The sequence below is a fragment of the Microbacterium mangrovi genome (assembly GCF_000802305.1).
Lineage (GTDB): Bacteria > Actinomycetota > Actinomycetes > Actinomycetales > Microbacteriaceae > Microbacterium > Microbacterium mangrovi.
The window spans coordinates 741,195-761,129 of sequence record NZ_JTDK01000006.1 but is presented as its reverse complement, the minus strand read 5'-3'; the positions used below and the strand labels follow the sequence as shown (position 1 = coordinate 761,129).

Here is a 19,935-nt window from a genome sequence, read left to right as displayed (position 1 = left end):
GCGCGCAGGCTCGCGCGCGCCGGCTCACGCCGTCTTCGGACCGACGCGGAAGGCGGCCGGCGCGACCTCCTGATGCATCGCCTCCAGCATCCTGAGCTGCCGCCGCGCCCGGTCGGCGAGGTCGCGGAACACCGCGGGCGGGAGGGCGAGCTCGGGTCCGAGCTCGCCGAGGGTCTCCCAGCCGCTCAGCTTTCCCACGACCGCGCTGCGCATGAGTTCGATCTCGAGCACCGGTGTCATCGGAGAGCCGGAGATCCGGCCGTTGATCTTCAGACGCCCCACCCGCTCGCCGAGCCAGCCCAGCGCCTCGCGGGAGCGGCGCCGGGGGATCGCGAGGAGCGTCATCAGATCCGCCAGGAGCTGCCGCTCCTCCTCCACCTCGGTGGCGAGCACTCCCAGGGGAGCGCCGATCGACGTCTTCCGGTAGGCGGACGCCATCCTCTGCACGCGCTGGAGTCCGACCGTCGACCCGACCAGATGCTCGGACAGATACACGGAGAGGATGTCGCCCTCGATTCCGGTCGGCAGGCGGGAGGGATGCCGCCTGCCGAACGGCGATCGCGGCCGCGTCGGTGCGTGAAGCGGCGCGCTCGCAGCACCCGTTCCGTCCGCCATGCCGGTCAGCATCTCCAGGAAGGTCGCCCGCGCGTCGTGCCGGGGATGCCAGTCGAGCTCGGTGCGTGCCCGCGAGGTGTCGATGACCGGTGCCGACATCCCCAGATCGAGCCAGCCCGGGTCGGCCGCGACGGCGTGTGCCCGCCACGCCAGATGGAGCGGCGCCCGAAGCGGGCGGGCGGGGACCGGCAGGTAGCGGCCGTGGCTGAGGACGTCGGCGATGTCCTGTGCGGACAGCACCCCGTCGGCGGCGATGTTGAAGGCGCCGGATGCCCGGCGGTGCAGCATCAGCCGGTACGCCTCGGCGAGGTCGTCCGCGTGCACGACCTGGAGCCGCAGGCCGGCGGGCAGCGCGGCCACGGGCAGGGATCCGGGCCGCAGCAGGGCCGGAGGCAGCAGCCCTCCGACGAACAGGCGGGTGATCTCGGCACCCGCTTCGGAATCGAAGACGAGCGCGGGGCGCACCCGGGCGACGGTGAGGCCGCGCTCCTCCGCCTCGTCCAGCACCGCCTCCTGGGCGGACTTGTCAGCGGAGTAGTGGGCCGACGGGATGCCGCCGGTCGGCCACGACTCGTCGCGGGGCACGTCGTCGACAACCCCCGAATACGCCCCGACGGAGGAGGCGCACACCAGGTGTCCGACGCCCGCGCGGAGGCAGGCGTGCACCACCCGACGCGTGCCCTCCACGTTCACGCGCCGCAGGAGGGCGCGCTCGTGGTTGGGCTGGAGGATCCAGGCCAGGTGCACCACGGCATCCGAACCCGCGAAGGCCGCCGCCAGACGATCGATCACGTGGTCTTCCTCGGCTTCGTCGACGACCGGCATCGCGAGGTCGACGAGCTCCCACCGGGCGGCGTCGTAGGGCTCGATGGTCCCGTCCGGCGAGCGGCGTGCGACGGCGGTGATCTGCTCGACGTCCGCGTCGTCGCGCAACGCCCGGAGAAGGGCCGTGCCCGCGTTGCCGCTTGCGCCGGTGATCGCGACTTTCATGTCTTCGCTCCTTACCGTCGTCCGGATCAGCGGCGTTCGTCTTCGACGGGGTCGTCACGCAGGGACAGCGGGAACATCAGCAGCCATACCCCCATGGCGACGGCGACGACCGCGGCGGCGATGATCCCGGCGGCGAGCGAGGCGACCACGTCGAAGAGGAAGAACACGACGCCCGTCGTCAGGGTGGCCACCAGCACGACGGTGAACACCAGCAGCCGGTTGGTGAGGGTGACGAGGCTGGACTTGCGCCGCCGACGGAAGAGCGCGCGATGGACGGCGACCGGCATCATCCCGAGCACCGTCGTCCCAGCCGCCAGCAGGACGAGGACCAGGTAGACGGTCTTCTGATACGGAAGGAGGGAGTGGAAGGACTGCTGGAAGGCGACGGTCAGCAGAAAGCCCGACAGGATCTGCGACCCCGTCTGGGTGACGCGGAGCTCCTGCACGAGTTCCTGCCAGTTGCGGTCCGCGCGCTCATTGGGCGTCTCCCCGCGTCCGTCGTTCTGAGTCCCGGGATCTTGCATCGCACTCCGCTTCCGGTGCTGGGTCGGTCTGCGTCGATGGTCGGCGTCCGCGCGTCAGCTCGGGAGGCCCTTGACAGCAGGGGGCCGAGCGGGTTCGGCCGGCGCCTCGTCGCCCACGCCGGCGAGTCGCTCACGGTAGAGGGCCGCCAAGGCACCCGTGCCGCGTCGGCGCGCCGCACGCTGCAGCTGCGCGCCGCTGACGCGGCGTTCGAGCAGCCTTTCCACGGCGCAGGTTTCGCCGCCGCCGAGCAGCGCGGGAGCGATGTGGTCGTGGAGGGCGCGGAGCACCTCCCCGGCCGGTGCGAGTCGTCCGGAGAGCGGGTGGACCAGCATGCCCCCGACGCCGTCCCGGGCCGCGTGCCACAGCGCGGCATCCGCGAACTGATCCGTGAGCGTGCCCGGTTCGTCGCCACGGAGACCCGCCGTGACCAGAGCGCGGACGATCGCGGCCAGCGCCGCCGAGGACGACGCGTCCAGCTGCGCGTCGCAGATCCGGACTTCGACGGTCGGGAACCGAGCCGAGAGGCGGACGACCCAGTTGAGGGCGCCGGCATCCGAGGTCGCCCCGATGCCCATCAGCGCCTCGAATGCCCGATCGTACTCGGCGGCGTCCCGGAAGCGTGGCGGGATGCCGTTGGTGGTCCACCGCCGCGAGTGGATGGCTCGCCAGCTGTCGTACCCGGTCTCGCGGGCGTTCCAGAACGGGGAGTTCCCGGACAGCGCGAGGAGCACCGGGAGCCAGGGTCGCAGAGCGTTCGAGGCCCGGATGCCGGCGTCTCGGTCGGGGATCCCGACGTGGACGTGCAGCCCGTTGATCTGGTGGTCGCCGGCCAGGCCGCCGATGTCCGACGCGATGCGCTCGTACCGCTCGTCCGCGCTGACCATCGCCGCGGGCCCCGGCCGGAACGGGGTGCCGGTCCCGGCCGCCACCACTCCGGCGGCCGCCGCCCAGCATCCGAGTCGCCGGCGGAACCCGAGCAGCGCCGCGCGTGCCTCGGCGAAGGATTCGCACACCGGGGTCGCGAACTCCACCTGCGAGCGGAAGAACTCCCGGGCGACCGCACCCGAGTCCGACCCGCCGAGGTCGTCGACGGCCTCCGGCCCCAGCTCGACGGGCCGGAGGCTCGCCGGATCGAGGAGCATGAACTCCTCTTCGATCCCGAACGTCGTGCTCACGGTGCGACCTCCGGCCCGCGCTACTCGGCTTTGAATCCGGTCACCTTGTGGGTGCCGTCGCAGAACGGTTTGATCGTCGACATCCCGCAGCGGCACAGCGCGACCGTGCGCCGGCGCGCGGCGATGGGGGTGCCGTCCGCGGTCACGAGCTCCACGTCGCCGCGGACGATCAGGGGACCGTCCGGATACGGGCTGATCGTCGGCCGGTCGCTCATGTCGCTTCTCCGTCCGCACCCACCAGAGCGGATCGACCGCTCTGCCAGCACTCGAGCACGTGCTCCGCGACGAGGCTGTCCACCGTCAGGCAGGCCACCGCGCCGAACAGGATGTCGGGCAGGAGTTCCGGGTGGTCCTCTGCGAGTGCGCCGGCGAGGTCGCGTCCGGCGATCTGCTCGTGCACCGCGTCCGCTTCGACGTGCTCGTCGAAGTAGTCCGTGACGTCCTCGCCGAACCCCAGTCGGCGCAGCCCGTCGCCGTACAGCCGGTTCGGGATCGACGACGTCATCTCGAACGCGGCCAGGTGCCCGACGATCGCCCCGACCAGGCGCCGGTTGAGCCCGAACATGGACATCATGTTCAAAGACGCCAGCGTCACGGCCGGGACGACATCCACGTACGCGCCGTACCGCTCGTCGAGCCCGGCTCCTCGCATCGACTTCGCGAAGATCTCGGCGTGCACGCGGTCGGCGCGGCCCCCGCCGTATTCGTCGGCCTGGATCTCCACCAGCGCCGCCTTCGCCCGCCCGCGCAGCCGCGGGATGGCCCAGGAGTGCGGGTCGGCTTCGCGCAGCGTGTAGATCGACCGGAGCACGAGGAACTCCAGGGCCTGTTCCCGCGTCGCCTTCTTCGCCAGGAACCGCGTCAGACTCGAGCCCGTGTCTTCGGACGTCACCGCGAACAGCGTCGACGCCACCGCCCCGACGGTGGGCTCCGGCAGCGGGTGGTGCGGCACGGCACGGCGGATCGCCTGCTCGAACGCGTGCTCGAGCGTCGCCCGGACTTCGAGCAGCCGGCCGTCCCACTCGCGCCGGGCGTCCAGCGTCGGGATGGACCCGTAGGCGAGCGCGTACAGGGTGAAGAGGGCGAGCTGGATGTCTCCGTCGCGGAGGATGTCGTCCGTGGACTCGACCGCCTTCGCCGCGGCTTCCGCGAGGTCGACGTCGGGCTCTCCGTTCAGGTCCCGAAGCAGAGCGGAACTGAGCGGCCCCCGTGCCGTGATGCCGTGGATGCCGACCGGGTGGGTCTGCGCAATGCTCATGCGACTCCTCTCGATGCTCCGAAGATGGCATCGCCCGGCCGCCGGCAGGAGGGCCTTGACGTGCGCGAGCGAACGGAATATGGACCGCCGGTGCCCGATCGCGCAGTTCCCTGGACAGGTTGCGAATCCCCGCCCGCGCCGGAGCAAGACTGGGTAACGTGACACTGAGGCCGTCGATGGGCCGGCCTCGACGGGGGTTCCGCGATGAGCGTCGAGATGTTGTTCGGAGGGCAGTCGTTCACGATCGCCGGCCGCAGTGTGGCGGACGTGCAGGCCGAGATCGACGGCATCCTCCTGTCCGGGATGCCCGGGTGGGTGCAGGCCTACGACGGCCATGGCGGCCGCTCGCAGAGCCTCCTGCTCATCACCCCCGGCGTGTCCGTCGCCCTCGTCGAGTTCGCGGAGGGGTGAGCGCGCGAGATCGTCAGGGTGTTCCCGCTTCCGTCGATCCTGCGGCGACGAGGTCCGCGCTCTCGCCGACCGTCTCGACGACCCCGGCGAGCACCTCGTCCCACCGCGCCAGGAACCGTTCCAGCCCGTAGCGGGCGAGCACGTGCTCGCGGGCGCGGGTGCCTGCTTCGCGCGCGAGGTCCGGGTCGTCGAGGAAGGTGCGCGCCGCACGGACGAGTTCGTCGACGTCCGCGGACAGAACGCCTGCCCCGGGTGGCACCGCCCGGGACGCCTCGGTGGCGGCGACGGCGATCACCGGCATCCCGAGCGCCATCGCCTCCAGCAGCGACAGGCTGAGCGAGGTCCAGCGACTCGGGTGCAGGTACAGCCGCCGGCGCGGCAGCTCGTGGACCAGCCGCCCGGGTGCGAGATCGCCGCCCGCGCAGACGTCCGACCCGGGAGCGAGCTCGTCGCAGAACCGGTCCGCGCCGATGCCGTAGAGGTCGACCGGGGCGATCCTGCCGAACTGCGGCAGCAGGTCTGCGCCCACGACCCGGCTGCGGCGGGACGGCTCGTTCACGACGGCGGCGATCCGGCGCAGCTCGCCGGTGTAGCGATCCCCGGGGTCCGGGACACCGTGCTCGATCACGGTGGTCGCCGCGCGCCCGCAGTCCCAGAACAGTCGGTTGAAGTGCGTGACGTGGACGATCGGGATGCGGGTCTGCTCGGCGAGGGGATGCCGCGACCCGACCGCCGACGGCCACGGGGCGTCGGGCTCGAGGTACACCGCGGGAAGGTCCCGGCCGGGGACGCGCCCGGTCAGCCGCTCGGTGAGTGCGATCTCCTCCGGTCGCTGCAGCACGACGACGTCGATCTCCTCGTCGCGCAACGCGGAGGAATCCACCTCATGGGCGTGCGGCCAGCGGCGGCCGGCCAGCCCGCGTCCCCATTCGGACCGCTCCTCGTCGACGGGGATCAGATACTGGTGCGATCCCTGCACCAGGCAGGTCGCGTAGCCTGCGTGCACGTGCCAGATCAGCACTCTCATGGGGTCATCGTGGAACCCGCCGGCGGATTGTCGCGAGGGTCTTGCAGAAGGCGGTGAAGCGGTGCACAATCACGCGCGTCGGGGTCTGCTGGTCGGGTTTCGTGCCCGGGTCGCAGACGCGGCGGGGCCCCGGCGGGTGCGTCCGCCCGCCGGGGCCCCGGATCCGGTCAGACCGCCATCGCGTACTGCTTCGCCTTGGCGACCAGCTCTTCGCTCGTGTGCTGCTCCTGTGCGAGGTTGGCCCGGAGCAGGTCCACGACCCTCGTCTGGCCCATGCCTTCCGCGGCCGCGATGAGGGCCTCGTAGGCGGCGATCTCGTAGTGCTCGGTGCCGAGCGCTGCGGCGACGGCCACCGAGTCGACGAGGTTGTCGCCGCTCTTGCGAATCAGCGCGCTGCCCTCTTTCGCGAGTCCCTTCGTCGTCTGGCTCGGCTCCAGGTCGGCCGACAGGCCGAGCTCGGAGCAGACCGCCTGAAGGTTCTCGATCTGCTGACGCGTCTCGCCCGCGTGGTGGCGGAACATCGCCTTGAGCTCCGAGGAGTGCGCCGCTTCTTCGAGCTCGCCGAGCATCTGGAGCGAGTCCTCCTCCATGCTCAGCGCGGACCCGAGTCGGTACTCGAACAGTTCCTGGGGGGTGTCGAAGTGCTCGAACATGCACATCCGCCTTTCTGTTGGGTCAGGCGAGACTCGCACCCGGGCCGGGCCGATTCTTCCCCCTTGACAAACCCGCCTCGGGCTCACCCGCCTCCGCCGCCCCCGCCCGACGACGTGGACAGACCGACGACCAGGTTCACCGTCGTGGCGAGGATGACTGATCCGAACAGGTACGACAGCAGCATGTGCTTCAGCACGACCCCGCGGATCGTGCGGTTGCGCAGGTCCGTGTCGGAGACCTGGAAGGTCATTCCGACCGTCCACGCATCCCACCCGATGACCGGTGCGTTCGCCTGCGCACCCAGGAGCGCCGCCGCCGCACCCACCGCGCCGCCGCCGGCGGCCATGACGATGACCCGGGTCCGTGCCTGATGCCTGACCCCCGGACGGGACTTTCGATCTTCCGGCATCACGGCCTCCTTCTTCGGCATCCCCGGCTCATCGCGCGGCGTCGGGACCCGTCGTCATGCGCCGATCGTCGGGATCGGGATGCCGCGGCGACGAGGCCCTTGACAGCGAGCGGGGCCCCTGCTTCTTTGTCAAGCCCCCTGCCGGGCGGCCGTGGTCGCCCGTAGCGTCGGCCAACCGACGAGAAGGAGGAACCATGCCCGAGACCCAGTACACGTTCGACAACCCGGTCGACCGCTATCCGCACATCCGACCGCCGGAACGGCAGGTGCCCGAACCCGGGCGGGACAGCGAGCTGGAGCCGCCCGCCGACCACGGCGAGGGCAGCTACGCGGGCTCTTCTCGGTTGGAGGGACGACGCGCGATCGTGACGGGCGGCGACTCCGGGATCGGAGCAGCGGCGGCGATCGCGTTCGCGCGCGAGGGCGCGGACGTCGCCCTCGTCTACCTGCCGTCCGAAGAGGAGGATGCCGGCAGGATCGCCGAGCTGATCCGCGACGTGGGGCGCCGGGCCGTGCTCATCCCCGGAGACCTGACCGACCGGGCATTCTGCGATGAGGTGGTCCGGCGCGCGGTGGAGGAGTTCGGGGGCATCGACATCCTCGTCAACAACGCCGGCAAGCAGATCTTCTGCAAAGACCTCGCCGACCTTCCCGATGACCAGTTCGACCTCACGATGAAGACCAACATCTACGCGATGTTCTGGCTCACCAAGGCGGCGCTGGCGCATCTGGGGCCGGGCGCCACGATCATCAACACGACATCGGTGCAGGCGTACCTGCCCAGTGAGCTGCTCGTCGACTACGCGACGACCAAGGCGGCGATCAACGCGTTCACGAAGGCGCTCGCCCAGCAGCTTGCGCCCCGCGGGATCCGGGTCAATGCGGTCGCCCCGGGCCCCATCTGGACGCCGCTGCAGCCCAGCGCCGGACAACCGCCCGAGAAGCTGCCGGACTTCGGATCGCAGACGGCGATCGGTCGCCCCGGCCAGCCGGCCGAGCTCGCCCCGGCCTACGTCTTCCTGGCCTCGGCGGAATCCAGCTATGTGGTCGGCGAGACGCTCGCCGTCACCGGCGGGATGCCGACGCCCTGATCATCGCGCCGGCGCCCCGGCGCCCCGGCGCCCCGGCGTCACTCCGGCAGCGCGGCCTCGATCGCTGCGATGACCTGGGGGGCGTCGGGTTCGGTCCGCGGGCTGAAGCGCGTCACGTGTCCGCTCGGGCTGATGACGAACTTCTCGAAGTTCCAGGTGATGCGGCCGGCCTTGCCGTCCTCGCCGGGCACCGTGGTCAGCCGCTGGTAGATCGGGTGGGCGTTCTTCCCGTTGACGCGGACCTTCTCGGTCATCGGGAACGTCACGCCCCAGGTCGCCGAGCAGTACTCCTCGATCTTCTCCGCCGTGCTGAGCTCCTGCAGGAACTGGTTGCTCGGGAAGCCGACGACGGTGAAGCCGCGGTCGGCGTAGCGGCGCTGGAGCTGTTCGAGCACTTCGTACTGCGGGGCGAGCCCGCAGCGGGAGGCGACGTTGACGACGAGCGCGGCGCGCCCGTCCACGAGGTCGCCGAACGTGGTGTTCTGACCCCGCAGGGTGGTCACGGGGATGGCGGCGAGGTCGATGCTCGACCCGGAGTCCGTGGTCATGTGCGTCCTTTCGATGGGTGCGTCGTCGTCACGCTTCGACGGCGGTCTCAGACGCGGTGACGGCCAGCATCGTCGCGGTGAGGCTGTGGAGGGTGCCGATGAGGGCGGCGGCGGACTGCTCGTCGGGGAGTCCTGTCCCGGTGGCGATGCGGCGCGGGATGTGTGCGAGTTCGGAGCGCAGCTGGACGCCGCGCGGGCCGAGGACGACGGACACGACGCGTTCGTCGGCGGACCGGCGCTCTCGCCGGATGAGGTCGGCCTGCTCCATGCGCCGAAGCATCGGGGAGAGCGTCCCGGAATCCAGCTGCAGCTGATCGCCCAGAGTGGTCACGGTCTGTTCGCCCTCGATCCAGAGGGTCACGAGCACCAGGTACTGCGGGTACGTCAGACCCCAGGGTTCGAGGAGGGTGCGATACGCGCGGGTCGTCGCGCGCGTCGCCGCATAGAGCGCGAAGCACACCATCTCATCCGTCACGGCCACGCACAAAGGATTTCACACAATCGAATTGTGCACAACTTGGTTCGGGTCGTTCAGGATGCCTGTCCGACGAGGTCGTGGCTGACCAGCCACGGGTACCGTGCCCGGGCGGGCGCCGGATCGTAGGCGAGGTCGGTGGTGTCCATCGCGAGGGCCTGGCGCATGAGACGGGCGATCGCGGGACGCACGGGTCGGACTGCGACGGCGCCGACGCGCAGCATCGCCCGAGGGATGTGCCGCGGTCTCGATGAGCCGGTCGCCCAGGCGGCGAGTTCGTTCATCGTGACGTTGCGCGGCCCGCCCACGTCGATCACGTGGCCGCGGAGCGCGGGATCGATCGCCGCGCGGACGACAGCTGCAGCGACATCCACGACGGAGACGACGTTGATGGGGTTCTCGCCGCGCCCGAAGACGACGGGGCGTCCGGAGGAGCCCACGGTCTGACGGAGCACGTCGCGCCACAGCTCGGCGAACAGGGCGCTGCGGACGATCGTCCACTCGAGTCCGGCGGTGTCGCGTGCGGCACGTTCGGCGACCGCCTTCATGCGTGCGATCTCGATCGGGCTGTCTGTGCGCGCGCCGATGATCGAGACCAGAACCAGCCGTGCCCCGGCGGCTCGGGTGGCGGCGATGAGTCGCAGGTTCCCGTCGCGGTCGACCTCGGCGGGGGACTGGCCGGCAGACGGATCGAGCCCGTTGATCGCCGAGATCACCACGGTCGACCCGGCAACGGCCTCTTCGATCGTCGACGGATCGCGCATGTCGGCGGCGACGAACTCCGCGCCGGCCGGCACTTCCCGGGAGTGTCGCGCGACGGCTCGGACGGGGAGGCCCCGCGCGGCGAGGTCGGCCGTGACCAGCTTCCCCAGCCGACCGGTGGCGCCGACGACGGTGATCATGGCCCGACCCGTCGGTGCACGTCGTCGTCGACGGTCCCGCTGTCGTGCTCGACCTGCTCGAGGTAGAACCGGCACGCTCGAGCGTGCTCGATGCCGGCATCCTCGTCGACCTCGAAGATCGCGACGCCCCGCATGTCGTGGGCGGCTCCGTCGCGGCGGGTTCCCCACATCCGCCACTCGGTCCATCGCGACGGGCCATCGTCGGTGCGTGCGACGACCTCCGCGCGAAGATCGGGGACTCCCGCGAAGATCTGAGACCAGTTGGTGCGAACCTGAGCGCTGCCGCGGAAGTCGCGGCTCGGATGAACCGGCATGGTCAGCCGGTAGTCCTCCGCGAAGCAGTCCACCAGTGCATCCAGGTCGTGTGCGTTCGTCGCCGCGCAGATCCGGTCGATGACATCGTCCATCGCAACTCCCCAGTATTGGATACAGGCACCTGCATTGATTATGATGGTGCGCGTGACGGCGCGAGAAGTCAAGAGGCGGTATGACGCGAGTGGACGCCGCGCGGCTGCGCATGATCGGCGCGTCCGCATCATCGACGCGGCTCGGGCCCGCTTCCTGGCCGAGGGCTACCATGCGACGACCATTGCGGAGATCGCCGCGGATGCCGGGGTCTCGACCGAGACGGTCTACAAGGCGTTCGGCAGCCGCGCCGGGCTGGTCGAGGCGATCTGGACCACGGCACTCGAAGGTGAGGGCGATCGCCCCGCCGAAGTGCGGTCCGATGAGGGCGCGACGGATGCCCCGACCGCCGAGGCCCTCCTTCGCCATTGGACCCGGATGGCCGTGGAGGTCTCGGCCCTTGCGGCCCCCGTCTACCAGCTCGTCCGTACGGCGGCGGTCACCGACCCCCAGGCGGCGCACCTGCTCGAGCGGATCGACGCGACTCGTGCGGAGCGGATGACCCACAACGCCGCGTACCTCGTCGACGGCGGGAACCTTCGGCCCGAACTGACCGCCGATCAGGCACGCGACATCCTCCTGTTCGCGACCGCGGAGATGTACCCGGCTTTCGTCGACCGTGCAGGCTGGAGCCCGGAGGAGTACGCCGATCTGCTCTACCGGTTCCTGCGGTCCGCTCTGCTGCGCTGAGTCCCGGCCGAGGGTTGCTGGCATCATGAGGGCATGAGACGGGTCGGCACGATCTTCAGTCCCTATGTCAATGCGCCCGAGCGGCTGCGTGAGGCCGTCGACGCGGCTGAGGCATCCGGCGTCGCCGAACTCTGGATCTGGGAGGACTGCTTCCGGCACTCGGCGTTCGCCGTGGCGTCCGCGGCGCTGGCCTGGACCGATCGCCTTCGCATCGGGATCGGCATCTCGCCGATGCCCCTGCGGAATGTCGCGGTCACGGCCATGGAGATCGCGACGATCGAGCGGCTGTTTCCCGGTCGACTGCTGCCCGGTGTCGGCCACGGCGTCCAGTCCTGGATGGGGCAGGTCGGTGCGCGGGTCGCATCGCCGCTGACGCTGCTGCGGGAGTACGTCCCGGCGCTGCGAGATCTGCTGGCGGGGGAGCAGGTGACGGTCGGCGGCCGGTACGTCACGCTCGACGGCGTGCGGCTGGACTGGCCGCCCGAGCGGGCCCCGCTCGTGTATGCCGCGGCGGAAGGGCCGAAGACGCTGCACACAACGGGTGGCGTCGCCGATGGTGTCGTGCTGGACAGTCGGCACACCCTCGCCGAGCTGTCGCGGTCCATCGACCGGGTGCGCGCGGGACGACAGGAGGCGGGGCGGACGGGTGACGCCGATATCGTCGCGTACGTCGTGACCGCGTTCGGTACCGATGCCCGCGCCCGCGCCGTCGCGTCGCTGGACGACTCGGTGTACGGAGGGCTGGACTCCGACGACAGTGCGGACCGCGTGCTGGCCGGCTCGGTCGAGGAGGTCGCTGCCGGGGTCGAGCGTTTGTTCGATATCGGGGTGGAGGATGTCGTGCTGCAGCCGACGGCCGACGCTGAGATCGAAGCGTTCTCCGCCTCGGTCGGCGAGGTGGCGCGTCTGGTGGGTCAGTGACGCCGGCCTCCTGGTGTCGTGATGCTATTGCGGGCTGAGCTTGTCGTCCCCCGCGCCCTGAGCTTGTCGAAGCCCGATGCCACCCGGGTGTCCGACGGGATGCGAGCGGGTTTGCTGCAGAGTATTAGATCGTTCTTATGTTCGAGACTATCCCTTGTGCATCACGCTTGCGTTGCGTAGGCTTGTGGCATGGTCGAAGTCACCGTCACTCATCTGGAACCGCTCGTGGAGGCGGTGCAGAGTGTGGATGCCGGCTGGCTTTCCGCGCTCGGTGGCGGGTTTCCGTCGGCGGTGGTCGATGACGATGTGGAGGCGATGACCGACGCGGGTCTGCTCGCGGTGAACGAAGCACTGGCGGGGTTGGGCCGTCGGGTGCAGGCGTTGCAGGCGCGCATCGCGCACGGGATCAGCCGACGGTCGGCCCGGGAACTGGGTGCGGATGGGTTGGCGCGGAAGGCGGGGTTCCGGTCGGCGGAGAAGCTGATCGCGGCGACCACGGGTGGTCATGTCGGGGACGCGAAGAAGCTGGTGCAGGTGGGGGATGCCACCGCGGGGCGGATGACGTTCAGTGGGGAACGCGCCCCCGCAAGGCACCCGCACGTCGCGACCGCGGTGGAGGCGGGGGTGTTGAGTGTGGCGTGCGCGGGCGCGATCACGACCCTGCTGGATCGGGTGGCGTGCCGGGCCGACCGGGCCCTGCTCGCGCAGGCGGAGCAGACCCTGGTGGAGCAGGCGGTCGGGTTGTCGCTGTCCGAGCTCCAGGTGGTGTTGCGGCGCGCGGAGGCGTGGCTGGACCCGGACGGGCTCGAACCCAAGCTCGAGAACCTGCGGGATGCCCGGTTCTTGAGGATCTGGGAAGACCAGCACGGCATGATCAACCTCGACGGACGCCTGGACCCCGCCACCGGCGCCCCCATCAAAGCCGCCATCGACGCCCTCGTCACCGCGCAGATCCGCGCCCTGCGCGGCCACAACCACCCCGACGGCGACGGAGCCGATGGTGACGGAGGGTGGAGCTGGAGCGACAGTGGCAGCCCCGGCACGGATGCCGGCGACTCGCCCGCGGCCGGTGCGAGCACGGGTGATGCCGGTGCGGGCGATGCCGGTGCTGCGGGTGTGGGTGGGCCGGTGGAGCGGCGCACGATCATGCAGCTGCAGGCCGACGCGCTGTCCGCTCTCGCGAAGATCGGACTCGGCTCCGACAATGCTCCCGCCCCGCTGGCGACCACGACCGTGGTGGTGCGGATCCCGCTGGAAGCCCTCACCACGGGGGTCGGGGTGGCGACCATCGACGGCATCACCCAACCCGTCGACGCCGGCACCGCCCGACGGATGGCGGCGGACGCGGAGATCATCCCGATCGTCCTCGGGAGCAAGAGTGAGGTCCTCGACTACGGCAGGTCCCGACGGTTGTTCTCCAAAGCGCAAAGGATCGCCCTGGTCGAACGCGACGGCGGATGCGCGTCCTGCGCCGCCCCACCGGGCATGTGTGAAGTCCACCACCTGACCTGGTGGTCCCACGGCGGCAGAACCGACCTGGACGACGGCATCCTGCTGTGCACCAGCTGCCACCACACGATCCACACACACGACTGGGACATCCGCATCGATCACACCGGCGTGTGGTTCACCCCACCCGCCCACATCGACCCCACCCGCACACCCCGGCGCGGCGGACGACGCCGACACGACTACCAACCCGCCGCCTGACACCCATGACCGAGGAGTTGGGTCATCCAGAAGCGGAGTCTCCGTCGAGCGCGCGCAGCGTGTCCTCTTCCGCAGCGTTCTCGGCGACCAGCTGCTCCTCCGTCGTGCGGCTGCCGCCGACCGGGGCACGGTCTGACGACCGCATCGACCGCCCGTTCTTCCGATCTGCCTCCGGGGGCTTCGGGGTCGAAGCCCGCGGGTTGTCCTTGTTCATGGCGTCTCCCATCGACCTGGCCCCGCAGCCACCAGGAAAGGCGACTGTACAACTCGTCGAGCTCGCACGGAACCCCCTCGACGCGCGTAAGCCGTGGTCCGCCGCCCGACCCCGGTCGGCGAGTGCGCGCTTGACAGGCAACTCGGCCCTCCCTAACCTGTGGCCGTACGCCGAAACGAATCGTGAATCCGGCGAAAACTTTCGTGGCACCGAGTCGTGTCGCAGGCACATCACGACCGAGGCGAAGGAGCCGGGACGCATGGTCCGATCACAGGGCTGGTACGGAGGCGACGGCCGAGACCCGTACATCCACCGGGCATGGATGCGGCGAGGGGTCCCCGATCACGCGTTCGACGGGCGCCCGCAGATCGCGATCGCCAACACCGCGAGCGATCTGACACCGTGCAACATGCACCTGAACGAGGTCGCCGAGTACGTCAAGCAGGGCGTCTGGGAGGCGGGCGGCGTCCCCGTCAATCTGCCGGTCGTGTCGCTCGGCGAGACCCTCGTCAAGCCCACCGCGATGCTGTGGCGCAACATGGCGGCCATGGCGACGGAAGAGATGCTGCGCGCCAACCCGATCGACTCCGTCGTGCTCCTCGGCGGCTGCGACAAGACCATCCCGGCCCTGCTGATGGCGGCGGCGTCCGTCGACCTGCCCGCGGTCGTCGTGCCGGGCGGCCCCATGCTGAACGGATACTTCCGGGGCGAGCGCATGGGATGCGGTACCGGCGTGTGGCAGCTGTCCGAGGAGGTGCGCGCGGGCACACTCGCGGCCGCCGAGTTCGAAGCCACCGACAAGACCATGATCCGCAGCAAGGGCCACTGCAACACGATGGGCACGGCATCCACCATGGGGCTCATGGCCGAGGCGCTCGGCATGACCATTCCCGGTGTCGCCGGCACCCCCGCGGCCGACAGCAGACTGCTGGAAGCCGCGCACACCTCCGGGCGGCTGGCGGTGGAACTCGCCCTCGAAGACCGCCGGATCTCCCAGGTCATCACCCGGCAGTCTTTCCACAACGCGATCGTGGCGCTTGCCGGGATCGGCGGCTCCACCAACGCCGTCGTGCACCTCCTGGCGATCGCCGGACGACTCGGCATCGAGCTGACGCTGGAGGACTTCGACCGGATCGGCGCCCAGGTGCCGCTGCTGGTCAACCTCCAGCCCGCGGGAACGTACCTGATGGAGGACCTCTTCCGCGCGGGAGGATTCCTCGCCGTGCTCGACCAGCTGCGTGACCTCCTGGATCCGTCGGCCACGACCGTCACGGGCCGGGCGCTGACCGACTATCTCGGCATCCAGCAGGTGTGGGACCAGGACGTCATCGCTCCGCGCGGGGAGCCGCTGCAGGATGACGCGGGCATCGCGGTCCTGCGCGGCAATCTCGCTCCGCGCGGGGCGATCATCAAGCCGGCGGCGGCGACGCCCGAACTGCTCGTCCACACCGGTCGTGCCGTCGTCTTCGACTCGATCGAAGACGTCCACGCCCGCCTGGACGACCCCGACCTCGACGTGGATGCCGACTCGGTGTTCGTGCTGCGCGGCTGCGGGCCGAAGGGATACCCGGGGATGCCCGAGGTCGGCAACATGCCGCTGCCGCAGAAGCTGCTCGCGCAGGGCGTGCGCGACGTCGTGCGCATCAGCGACGGACGGATGTCGGGGACGGCCTACGGCACGGTGGTGCTGCACGTCGCGCCGGAGGCCGCCGCAGGCGGACCGCTCGCCCTGGTGCAGGACGGCGACCTCATCACGCTCGACGTGCCGGCGCGGCGCCTGGACCTGCTCGTCGATCCGGACGAGTTGGCGGCACGGACCCCATCGCAGCGACAGGTCGACGCGTTCGCCGTGGCGGATCGCGGGTGGCAGAAGCTGTACATCGAGCACGTCCAGGGCGCCGACAGCGGCGCCGACCTCGACTTCCTGGTGGGGTCGAGCGGATCCGACGTCACGAGGGAGTCGCATTGAGCACCACGACCGGCGGCGCACGGCCGCACACCGCCCTGGCGCGCATCGAGTCGGCCGGTCGGATCCTCTGGACGGTCCGCCGCGACGACGAGTACTCGCCGCTCGGTTCGACCCTGTCGGAACTCCTGCGGCTGCCCGCACACGAGGCCCGCGACCGGGTGGAGCGGGCACGGGGCGCGCTCGTCCGGCCAGACCGGGTGCTCGCGCCCATCGATCCGCCGCAGGAGGTGTGGGCGGCCGGGGTCACCTACGCACGCAGCCGCGACGGTCGTATCGAAGAGGCCACCGACGGGACGCCGTACGACCGCGTCTACGAGGCCGAACGACCGGAACTGTTCTTCAAGGCGACCGGAACGCGCGTGGCCGGCCCCGGGGAGGACGTCGGGGTGCGCGCGGACTCCGCCTGGAACGTGCCGGAGCCGGAGCTCGGCCTCGTTCTGGATGCCACCGGCGCCGTGTTCGGCTACGTCGCGGGCAACGATGCATCGAGCCGGTCGATCGAGGGGGAGAACCTCCTCTACCTGCCGCAGGCGAAGGTCTACACCGCGGCGTGCGGTCTCGGCCCCGAGATCGTGCCGGCCTGGCTGGCCGAGCCTCCCTTCGCGATCGCGCTCGAGATCCGCCGGGACGACGCCCTCGCGTTCCAGGGCTCCACGTCCACCGATCGGCTGGCCCGCCGCCTCGGCGACCTCGCCGACTGGCTGTTCCGAGGGCTCGACTTCCCCGACGGCGTCGTCCTGCTCACGGGCACGGGCATCGTTCCGGATGCCGACTTCACCCTGCTGCCCGGAGACCAGGTCGCCGTGGACATCGCCGGGATCGGCCGGCTGGTGAACGGGGTGAAGCAGGTGGGCCGTCCCGCGCGGCGCGCATGAGCCCGACGAGCGAGGACGCGGCCGTCGCGCCGGCGAGCCGGGCCACGCTTTCGGAGGTCGCCGCGCTCGCGAACGTGTCGGTGGCGACGGTCTCGAAAGTCCTCAACGGTCGCACCGGGGTCTCCGACGAGACGCGGAGCCGTGTCGAGTCGCTGCTCGGCGAGCGCAACTACAACCGGCGTGCGAGTGCGTCGAGCACCGCCCCGCTCATCGAGGTGCTCTGCTTCGAGATCGACAGCCCGTTCGGCGGCGCGGCGATCGCCGGCATCGAACGCGTGGCGAGCGAGCACGGGATCGGCCTGGTCGTGTCCGCGGCGCAGGACTCCCACCTGCCCGGCCCCGGGTGGGCGGATGCCGTGCTGCGCCGGCAACCCCGCGGGATCATCCTGGTCGCGGCCTTGCTGCCCGACGACGACAGGGCGCGACTGCGCAGCCGCAGCATCCCGGTCGTGGCGATCGATCCGTACGGCGCTCCCGCGACGGATACGCCGTCGATCGGCTCGGCCGATTGGAACGGCGGGTTCCATGCCACCCAGCACCTGATCGGATTGGGGCACCGCCGCATCGCCATCATCACCGGTCCCGACAGCATGCTCGCCTCGACGGCCCGGCTGTCCGGCTACCGCGCGGCGCTCGACGCGGCCGGCATCCCGGTCTCACCGGACCACGTCCGGTACGGCGAGTTCCACCGCCAGGACGGATTCGTCGAAGGCCGTGCGCTGCTGTCGGGCGACGACCCGCCGACCGCGATCTTCGCGTCGAGCGACATCCAGGCCCTCGGCGTCTACGAAGCAGCTCGCGTGCTGGGTCTGCGGATCCCCGAGGACGTCTCGATCGTCGGCTACGACGATCTGTCGATCGCGCAGTGGGCGGGCCCGCCACTCACGACCGTGCGGGTTCCGCTCGCCGAGATGGCCGAGCAGGCGTTCCAGCTGGTGACCCGGCTCCACGATGAGCCCGAGCTCGCGTTCACCCGGGTCGACCTGGCCACCTCGCTCGTCGTCCGCGAGAGCACTGCCCCACCCCGACCCCGAGGAGACTGAAAGTGCCACTTGTTCATGACGCCGCCCCGCTGCAGGTGCTCTTTTTGGGCGGCAGCGGCACGATCAGCGCGTCGTGCGTTCGGCTCGCCGTCGCGACCGGCATGACCGTGACCGTGCTCAACCGCGGTGCGACCACGACCCGCATCCTGCCGCCGGAGGTCGAGCAACTGCGCGCCGACGTCTCCGACCCGGCGTCGGTGCGCAGCGCCCTCGGCGAGCGGTCGTTCGACGCGGTGGTCAACTTCCTGTCCTACGACGAGGACGACGTCGACCGGTGGGTCGACCTGTTCTCCGCGCGCACGGCGCAATACGTGCACATCAGCTCTGCCTCGATCTATGCGAAGCCCGTGCGGGTGACCCCGATCACCGAATCGACGCCGGTCGGGCCGAACCCGCCGCTGCCCTACGCGACGGCGAAGTGGCGGGCTGAGCTCGCCCTGGCGCGGGCGTATCGCGAGCAGGGGTTCCCGGTCACCGTGATCCGCCCGTCCCACACGTACGACGACGCGAACCCGCCGCTGCCGGGCGGCTGGACCGTGATCGACCGGATCGCGCGCGGTGCCGTGATCCCCGTGCACGGCGACGGCACCTCGCTGTGGACCCTGACCCACGCGGAGGACTTCGCGCAGGGCCTGGTCGGTCTGCTGGGCAGTGCGCGGGCGGTGGGGGAGACCTTCCACATCACCGGCGACGACGTGCTCACGTGGGATCAGATCTACGGCCTGTTCGCGGCCGCGCTCGGCGTCGAGCCCCGTCTCGTGCACGTCGCGAGCGAGCTGTTCCCGGTGGTCGCGCCCGAATGGTTCTGGTCGGGCGAGTTCGTCGGCGACCTCGGTCACTCCGCGGTGTTCGACAACACGAAGATCCGGCGGTTCGTCCCCGGATTCGCCCCTCGGCTGACCTTCGAGCGTTCGGTGCGGCGCATGCTCGAGTGGCGGTGCGCCCACCCCGAGCTCGCCCGCGGCGACCTGTCCACCGAAGAGGTGCTGGATCGCGTGGTGGATGCCGCACGGGCGGCGCGCCAGGTCTTCGCCGACCGGGCGCCCGCCGCGCAGGAGGGCGCCTCCTGACCTACCATGGCGCCATGGACGACTACCTGTGGGTGCTCAAGAGCGCCGAGAAGGACCTCATGCGGGAGGTCGAACCGGAGCGCCTGAACGCACTCGACGAAGAGGAACTGCTCGCACTCCACAAGCGGGTGCGCAAGGCCCGCAACAAGCACGTGAAGAATGCCCGGCGCAAGGCGGCGGCGGAGATCGCCGCGCAGGGCGACCGCGGACTCGCCCGCAAGAAGGGTGCGAAGAGCCGGGTGCGTGCGGAAGCGTTCGAAGAGGCGCTCGCGGTCGTCTCGGCACGGCTCGCGGAGGTGGCGCACGCCCGCGCCGAGGCGCTCAAGCAGGAGCGGCTCGCCCGCGCGGCGGCGAATCAGAACAGCGGCCCCGATTCATCCAGCTCAGGCGACGGCAAGGTGTCCGACAGTGGTCGCACCCGCTCGCACGAAGAGAGCCCGCGCAGCCGCAAGCGGGACGCATCCTGGCAGGCGGAGGGCGCACGCAAGCAGGCGAAGCGGGATTCCCGCTGAAGACGCTCGTCAGCCCTTGAGGATGTCGGCCCGCGCGGCCGCGCGCTCGTCGGCGGAGATCACCCCGCGGGCGAAGAGGTCGTCGAGTTCGGCCAGGCGCGACTCGATCGTCCGCGGCGCCGGGCCGGCTGCGGGCGTCGCGGCATCGGCGGGCCGGAGCAGTTCGCTGTCCATGGCCCGCGTCACGAGCTGTGCATCGACGGTCAACGGGTCGTAACCGGCGCGCTTCACCGCGCTGTACCGCTTCACCGCGACGACCACCGTGAAGATGAGGATGGCGACGAACACGATGCCGAAGAGCGCGAAGAAGACGCCGAAGGCGCCGTCGAAGAGTCCGCCGCCCGTCGAGTCGAGAGGATCCATTCCCGCATCCTACGGACAATCGTCCGGCCGCGGTGCCGGCCGGCACGAAGTACCGGCTCGGCATGCGGTGCACCTCCGTCATG

General features: G+C 70.7%; 24 protein-coding genes. 10 read left to right on the top strand and 14 right to left on the bottom strand.

Annotated features, from left to right (window positions below; all coding sequences use genetic code 11):
- Positions 1 to 24: 24 nt before the first annotated feature.
- From LK09_RS07440 to LK09_RS07420, 5 genes are read right to left on the bottom strand one after another with little or no spacing between them, the layout of a single operon-like run.
- Positions 25 to 1,605, bottom strand: coding sequence for an NAD-dependent epimerase/dehydratase family protein (locus LK09_RS07440; protein ID WP_039397558.1), 1,581 nt, complete (start codon positions 1,603 to 1,605; stop codon positions 25 to 27).
- Between the two features lie 26 nt (positions 1,606 to 1,631).
- Positions 1,632 to 2,129 carry a DUF6328 family protein gene (locus tag LK09_RS07435; RefSeq protein ID WP_039397556.1) on the bottom strand — a complete coding sequence of 166 codons (498 nt, stop codon included), beginning with the start codon at positions 2,127 to 2,129 and terminating at the stop codon, positions 1,632 to 1,634.
- A gap of 54 nt (positions 2,130 to 2,183) precedes the next feature.
- A complete protein-coding gene (locus tag LK09_RS07430) occupies positions 2,184 to 3,305 on the bottom strand; it encodes a carboxylate-amine ligase (RefSeq protein WP_052226493.1) in 1,122 nt (373 codons plus the stop codon).
- A gap of 20 nt (positions 3,306 to 3,325) precedes the next feature.
- A complete protein-coding gene (locus tag LK09_RS07425; protein WP_039397554.1) occupies positions 3,326 to 3,520 on the bottom strand; it encodes a CDGSH iron-sulfur domain-containing protein in 195 nt (64 codons plus the stop codon).
- Positions 3,517 to 4,563 (bottom strand): iron-containing redox enzyme family protein, encoded by a 1,047-nt coding sequence (locus LK09_RS07420; RefSeq protein WP_039397552.1) that lies wholly within the window; start codon positions 4,561 to 4,563, stop codon positions 3,517 to 3,519. Before LK09_RS07420 ends, LK09_RS07425 begins: the two co-directional genes overlap by 4 nt.
- Positions 4,564 to 4,767: 204 nt before the next feature.
- Here LK09_RS07420 and LK09_RS07415 point away from each other — a divergent pair, with 204 nt between their 5' ends.
- Positions 4,768 to 4,974 carry a hypothetical protein gene (locus LK09_RS07415; RefSeq protein WP_039397550.1) on the top strand — a complete coding sequence of 69 codons (207 nt, stop codon included), beginning with the start codon at positions 4,768 to 4,770 and terminating at the stop codon, positions 4,972 to 4,974.
- Between the two features lie 13 nt (positions 4,975 to 4,987).
- On the opposite strand, the gene LK09_RS07410 is transcribed toward LK09_RS07415, so the two are convergent.
- The 3 genes from LK09_RS07410 to LK09_RS22170 form a co-directional block, all read right to left on the bottom strand.
- Positions 4,988 to 6,001, bottom strand: coding sequence for a glycosyltransferase (locus LK09_RS07410; protein WP_052226492.1), 1,014 nt, complete (start codon positions 5,999 to 6,001; stop codon positions 4,988 to 4,990).
- Between the two features lie 167 nt (positions 6,002 to 6,168).
- The gene (locus tag LK09_RS07405) at positions 6,169 to 6,654 is read right to left on the bottom strand and encodes a YciE/YciF ferroxidase family protein (protein ID WP_039398271.1); all 486 of its coding nucleotides are present in this window, start codon (positions 6,652 to 6,654) and stop codon (positions 6,169 to 6,171) included.
- A gap of 83 nt (positions 6,655 to 6,737) precedes the next feature.
- Complete coding sequence (locus LK09_RS22170; protein WP_331454264.1) at positions 6,738 to 7,064, bottom strand: DUF1345 domain-containing protein; 327 nt, start codon at positions 7,062 to 7,064, stop codon at positions 6,738 to 6,740.
- Between the two features lie 194 nt (positions 7,065 to 7,258).
- Between LK09_RS22170 and LK09_RS07395 the strand changes: the two genes are divergently transcribed.
- The gene (locus LK09_RS07395) at positions 7,259 to 8,155 is read left to right on the top strand and encodes an SDR family oxidoreductase (RefSeq protein WP_039397546.1); all 897 of its coding nucleotides are present in this window, start codon (positions 7,259 to 7,261) and stop codon (positions 8,153 to 8,155) included.
- Between the two features lie 38 nt (positions 8,156 to 8,193).
- On the opposite strand, the gene LK09_RS07390 is transcribed toward LK09_RS07395, so the two are convergent.
- The 4 genes from LK09_RS07390 to LK09_RS07375 all read right to left on the bottom strand — a co-directional run bounded on the left by LK09_RS07390 (position 8,194) and on the right by LK09_RS07375 (position 10,487).
- Positions 8,194 to 8,703, bottom strand: coding sequence for a glutathione peroxidase (locus LK09_RS07390; RefSeq protein ID WP_082008098.1), 510 nt, complete (start codon positions 8,701 to 8,703; stop codon positions 8,194 to 8,196).
- 28 nt (positions 8,704 to 8,731) lie between these two features.
- Entirely contained in the window at positions 8,732 to 9,166 is a 435-nt protein-coding gene (locus LK09_RS07385; RefSeq protein WP_039397544.1) for a MarR family winged helix-turn-helix transcriptional regulator, read from the bottom strand.
- A gap of 68 nt (positions 9,167 to 9,234) precedes the next feature.
- On the bottom strand, positions 9,235 to 10,080 hold the full coding sequence (locus tag LK09_RS07380) for an SDR family oxidoreductase (protein ID WP_039397541.1): 846 nt from the start codon (positions 10,078 to 10,080) through the stop codon (positions 9,235 to 9,237).
- On the bottom strand, positions 10,077 to 10,487 hold the full coding sequence (locus LK09_RS07375; protein WP_039397540.1) for a nuclear transport factor 2 family protein: 411 nt from the start codon (positions 10,485 to 10,487) through the stop codon (positions 10,077 to 10,079). Before LK09_RS07375 ends, LK09_RS07380 begins: the two co-directional genes overlap by 4 nt.
- A gap of 52 nt (positions 10,488 to 10,539) precedes the next feature.
- Here LK09_RS07375 and LK09_RS21745 point away from each other — a divergent pair, with 52 nt between their 5' ends.
- The 3 genes from LK09_RS21745 (at position 10,540) to LK09_RS07360 (ending at position 13,806) form a co-directional block, all read left to right on the top strand.
- A complete protein-coding gene (locus tag LK09_RS21745) occupies positions 10,540 to 11,175 on the top strand; it encodes a TetR/AcrR family transcriptional regulator (RefSeq protein WP_197060987.1) in 636 nt (211 codons plus the stop codon).
- A gap of 33 nt (positions 11,176 to 11,208) precedes the next feature.
- Positions 11,209 to 12,096 carry an LLM class flavin-dependent oxidoreductase gene (locus tag LK09_RS07365; protein WP_039397536.1) on the top strand — a complete coding sequence of 296 codons (888 nt, stop codon included), beginning with the start codon at positions 11,209 to 11,211 and terminating at the stop codon, positions 12,094 to 12,096.
- A 189-nt stretch (positions 12,097 to 12,285) separates the two neighbouring features.
- Positions 12,286 to 13,806 carry an HNH endonuclease gene (locus LK09_RS07360; protein ID WP_052226490.1) on the top strand — a complete coding sequence of 507 codons (1,521 nt, stop codon included), beginning with the start codon at positions 12,286 to 12,288 and terminating at the stop codon, positions 13,804 to 13,806.
- A 22-nt stretch (positions 13,807 to 13,828) separates the two neighbouring features.
- Here the strand turns inward: LK09_RS07360 and LK09_RS22120 are convergent, their stop codons facing one another.
- Positions 13,829 to 13,951: a hypothetical protein gene (locus LK09_RS22120; protein ID WP_269430926.1), complete on the bottom strand. Its 123-nt coding sequence runs from the start codon at positions 13,949 to 13,951 to the stop codon at positions 13,829 to 13,831.
- Between the two features lie 298 nt (positions 13,952 to 14,249).
- On the opposite strand from LK09_RS22120, the gene LK09_RS07350 reads away from it, so the two are divergent.
- From LK09_RS07350 to LK09_RS07330, 5 genes are read left to right on the top strand one after another with little or no spacing between them, the layout of a single operon-like run.
- Positions 14,250 to 15,989, top strand: a complete 1,740-nt coding sequence (locus LK09_RS07350; protein ID WP_269430931.1) for an IlvD/Edd family dehydratase — start codon at positions 14,250 to 14,252, stop codon at positions 15,987 to 15,989.
- Positions 15,986 to 16,864 (top strand): fumarylacetoacetate hydrolase family protein, encoded by an 879-nt coding sequence (locus LK09_RS07345; protein ID WP_231562977.1) that lies wholly within the window; start codon positions 15,986 to 15,988, stop codon positions 16,862 to 16,864. The genes LK09_RS07350 and LK09_RS07345 overlap by 4 nt, the downstream gene beginning before the upstream one ends.
- Positions 16,861 to 17,907 carry a LacI family DNA-binding transcriptional regulator gene (locus LK09_RS07340; protein ID WP_039397530.1) on the top strand — a complete coding sequence of 349 codons (1,047 nt, stop codon included), beginning with the start codon at positions 16,861 to 16,863 and terminating at the stop codon, positions 17,905 to 17,907. Before LK09_RS07345 ends, LK09_RS07340 begins: the two co-directional genes overlap by 4 nt.
- Positions 17,908 to 17,909: 2 nt before the next feature.
- Complete coding sequence (locus tag LK09_RS07335; RefSeq protein ID WP_231562976.1) at positions 17,910 to 18,977, top strand: NAD-dependent epimerase/dehydratase family protein; 1,068 nt, start codon at positions 17,910 to 17,912, stop codon at positions 18,975 to 18,977.
- 14 nt (positions 18,978 to 18,991) lie between these two features.
- Positions 18,992 to 19,489, top strand: coding sequence for a hypothetical protein (locus tag LK09_RS07330; protein ID WP_039397528.1), 498 nt, complete (start codon positions 18,992 to 18,994; stop codon positions 19,487 to 19,489).
- 9 nt (positions 19,490 to 19,498) lie between these two features.
- On the opposite strand, the gene LK09_RS07325 is transcribed toward LK09_RS07330, so the two are convergent.
- Complete coding sequence (locus tag LK09_RS07325) at positions 19,499 to 19,852, bottom strand: hypothetical protein (protein ID WP_052226489.1); 354 nt, start codon at positions 19,850 to 19,852, stop codon at positions 19,499 to 19,501.
- Positions 19,853 to 19,935 lie beyond the last annotated feature (83 nt).